Annotated in this window: 2 protein-coding genes; both read right to left on the bottom strand. The window is 68.6% G+C overall.

The annotated features are described in order from the left end of the window. A complete protein-coding gene (locus WFJ17_RS18745; RefSeq protein WP_442928005.1) occupies nucleotides 1-2,286 on the bottom strand; it encodes a tyrosine-type recombinase/integrase in 2,286 nt (761 codons plus the stop codon). Continuing rightward, the gene (locus WFJ17_RS18615; RefSeq protein WP_336624962.1) at nucleotides 2,249-3,337 is read right to left on the bottom strand and encodes a tyrosine-type recombinase/integrase; all 1,089 of its coding nucleotides are present in this window, start codon (nucleotides 3,335-3,337) and stop codon (nucleotides 2,249-2,251) included. Before WFJ17_RS18615 ends, WFJ17_RS18745 begins: the two co-directional genes overlap by 38 nt. Nucleotides 3,338-3,438 lie beyond the last annotated feature (101 nt).

The following is a 3,438-nucleotide window of genomic DNA, read 5'->3' as shown; positions in this document are numbered from 1 at the left end:
TTATCCGGCTAATCGAGGTCGGGGCTGGTTTTGGCCGGGTAATGCTGTCAGTCGCGGGTCAGTCTGCGGAGTTGCGTGTCGTGGTGACGGACGGTGGCGGCGAGAGCCTGGACGGTCGTGCGGAGTGTGGCGAGTTCGTCGGTGATCGCGGTGATCGTGCCGTCGGGCGCGGATCGGCTGTGGTGCTGGATGATGGCGCGCAGTTCGGGGTTGCGGTAGATCGTCGACCTGGCGATTCCGGCATGCTCGGCGACGGCAGCGACCGTGATGGGCTCGCCGTCCTGGGCGAGGTCGGCGCAGGCGCGTTCGATCTTGTTCAGCGTGGGGCTGGTCATCCGGTCTGGGTCTCCGTGTCGGCGATGAGAGCGTCGAGGCGGGCGATGAGCTTGTGATGGCGGTCGGCCTCGTCGATCCATCCTCGCTGTTCCGCGTCACGGGCCAGCGCGGCCGCGTCGACGCGTTGCGCGGCGAGGATCGGCAGGGACGAGGGTTCGGCCGGTAGGAGGGGCAGTGCTCGCAGATGTTCGCGTAGGAGCATGCTCCCTGCGCGGGCGCGCGGAGACAGAACCCGCCGGCCATGCGGGACTTCAGCAGCGGGGTGTCTTTCCAGTCGCGGCCGCCGGTGATGACTGTGAGTGGCAGCTGGGTGCGCCCGGCCAGGTCTCCTGCCGTCGCGGCGGGGGTGTTCTGTTTCGCGAGGTCGAGGGCGCGTTCGTATTCGGCGCGGACAGTCGCGTCGAACAGGCGTCCGTAGCGGAGGCTCATCTCTGCGCTCTGGTGGCCGAGGAGCGCCATGAGCGCCTGGAGGGAGACGCCGGCGTTGACCAGCGCGGTCGCATAGGTGTGCCGCAGCTGGTGGGAGGTGACGTGCCCGAGCCCGGCGGTCTGGGTGGCGTGGTCGAGCTCGCGGCGGACGCCTTGCTGCGTGAGGCGGCGCCCGAGGTAGGTGAACAGGAACTGCGCGGGCCGCCGGTATCGCGGGTGCGGGAGCGGTCTGCCGTGTGAGCGGATCTGGGTGATCCGGTCGATCACTTCGAGGGTCTCGTCATCAAGGGGGACCATGCGTTCGGTGGCTAGCTTGCCCAGCGGAACCTTCAACCAGGCCCCGTTCCCGTCGAGCTCGTGGACGCAGTCCAACTCGAGGTCGAGCAGTTCCCCGATCCGCAGCCCGCAGGCGCGTTGCAACCGCAGCGCCAGCGCGGCCAGCTCGTTGTCGGGGTGCTCAATCAGCGCCGCGGTGAGCCGCCGATCGGCATCGATGGGGAGGTAGCGGGGCAGCACCTGCGGCAGCTTCGGGATGTCGTCACGGAACAGCACCCTCCGCGGAGGGGCGGCGTCCCAGCCCCATTCGGTGATGTCACGGAGGAACGTCGCGACCGCGACGACCCGCCGGTTGCGGTCGCCGATGCTGATCGGGCCGCCGTCTCTGTCGTTGACCGCGTCGACCAGCGACGCCAGGAACGGCTCGACGTGACGCCGCCGATCCAGATCCCTCACCGAGATCAGCGCCGGGTCGGTTTCGGTGATGAAGACCCCGAAGTGTTTCAGCCGGGTCGCCATCGCCGACACGGTCTTGCGGTCGCAGGTCGCGCGTTTGCGTTCCAGGTAGCCGACCAACTCGGCCCGCAACGGCGCGGTGACTTCCGCGAGCCGCTCCTCGTAAGGGACCGGTCCGCCGCTGCGGGGCGGGGAAGCGAGGACGCCGAGATGGAACAGCACCATGTGCGCCATGCTGATCGACGAGAGGTAGTGACGGTGCGAGATGCCCGTGGCTTGCTCGCGGCGCCGACAGGCCGCAGTGAACTCCTCAAGATCGTCGAGGGCGAGCGCGGTGATCGGTCTGCCGGTCTGGATCAGCAGCCGTGCCGGGACCTGGGAGCCGGTCGCGAGCCGCGTGCGGGCGGTGAACCCCAACGATTCCGCCTCGTCAAGGAACCGGTCGATCTCGGCCCGCAGCGGGCTGGTCTGGATCTCCCGCCAAAGCGGTGACAGCTTCCGCGACAGCAGGTAGTCGTATCCCGGCCGCAACCGGCCGTGCAGCATCAAGAACGTGATCACCGGACGCGTCGCCGACCCCGCTGACAATCGCTCCTCGAGCGGCGTCGCCGCCCAATCTTGCGGGTCCGGCCATGTCTCGAAGAACCGAAATGCGGCCCGCTCATAAGAGACGTTGCCGCGACCGGTCGCCGTCAGATGCTGCAGATAAGCGTCCCGCAGTTGATCGCCTCGCAGCGAGGCGATCCCGCCGTCACCGCTGCTGAGCGCGAATGCGTTCGCGTGCCGCATCGAACTCTGCCTTCACGTGAGCGGGAGCGAGGTGGACGTAGCGGGCCGTGGTATCGACATGCGCGTGACCGAGGAGGGCCTGCATCACCGCGAGATCGACGCCGGCCTCGGCCAGCACCGTCCCGAACGTGTGCCGCAATGCGTGCGGATGCCCACCAGTCACCCCCGTCAGCCCGCGGTGGTAGCGGAACACCGTCCGCAACCCCGCCGCCGTCAACGGGCCGCCCCGATTCGGGCCCTTCCCCACCAGGAACAGCATCTCGGAGTCCGACTCGGGACGTTCGGCGAGGAGGTAGACATCGATCACCGACGCGACATCCGGATCCAGCGGGACGCGACGCTGCTTGTCGCCCTTGCCGGTGACCGTCACCCAGCGGCCGCCGATATCGACGTCCTTCACGTGCAGGCCGAGGACTTCCATAGACCGCAGCCCGCACCACAGCATCAGCCCCGCGATCGCCCGATCCCGCCAGGTGCGCAGGCTCCCGACCAGTGTCGCCGCGTCCTGCGGTGACAGCGCGACCGGCAACCGGTGCGGCTCCCGCAGCCGCAACGCCGACCGCGGTGCGGGGCGTCGGACGGTGTGAGCGAGCATCCCCGACCGCTCGCCACTCGTCCGCCAACGCGCCTCCCTGCCCCGCGGGACCGGATTGCGCCGAGCAGGGTCCCGCAGCCCCGCATACGTGAACAGCCCCGAGATCGCCGCCAGTCTGCGGTTGATCGTCGTCGCCGCATACTGATCCAGTCGGCGCCCGTCCATTCCAACCGCGTTCGGTCCCGGCCGACCCGGCAGCGACGCCTCCCGACACGCTCTCAGGAACCCAAGCAGGTCATCGGTCGTGACCTCCTCCAGAGGATGTTCCTGCTCGGTCAGCCAGCGGCAGAAGGCGAGCAAGTCATACCCGTACGAGCGCACCGTCGCTGGCGAATAGTTCCGATCCAGCAGATGCGCGAGATACTCGTCCACCAGCCCGAACCGGTCGGCATACTCCCCGACGAGCACCCACTCGCCGGCATGCCGCTCGAGCCGCAGGACTTCCTTGTCCGTCATGCGACACATGTTGCACCCGCAACCCAAGAACATCACGCACCTCGCCCCGCTCGGCGTGTCGCCGCAAGGGATCCAGGATGGAATAGCCGGTTAAGAGGGAG

Source organism: Microbacterium sp. MMO-10, assembly GCF_037148715.1.
Classification (GTDB): domain Bacteria; phylum Actinomycetota; class Actinomycetes; order Actinomycetales; family Microbacteriaceae; genus Microbacterium.
This window is presented reverse-complemented; position numbering and strand designations above follow the sequence as displayed.

Bases quoted from the DNA above. Each gene is read 5' to 3' on its own strand.
- WFJ17_RS18615 (WP_336624962.1), bottom strand. From the start codon at position 3,337: ATGACGGACAAGGAAGTCCTGCGGCTCGAGCGGCATGCCGGCGAGTGG.
- WFJ17_RS18745 (WP_442928005.1), bottom strand. From the start codon at position 2,286: ATGCGGCACGCGAACGCATTCGCGCTCAGCAGCGGTGACGGCGGGATC.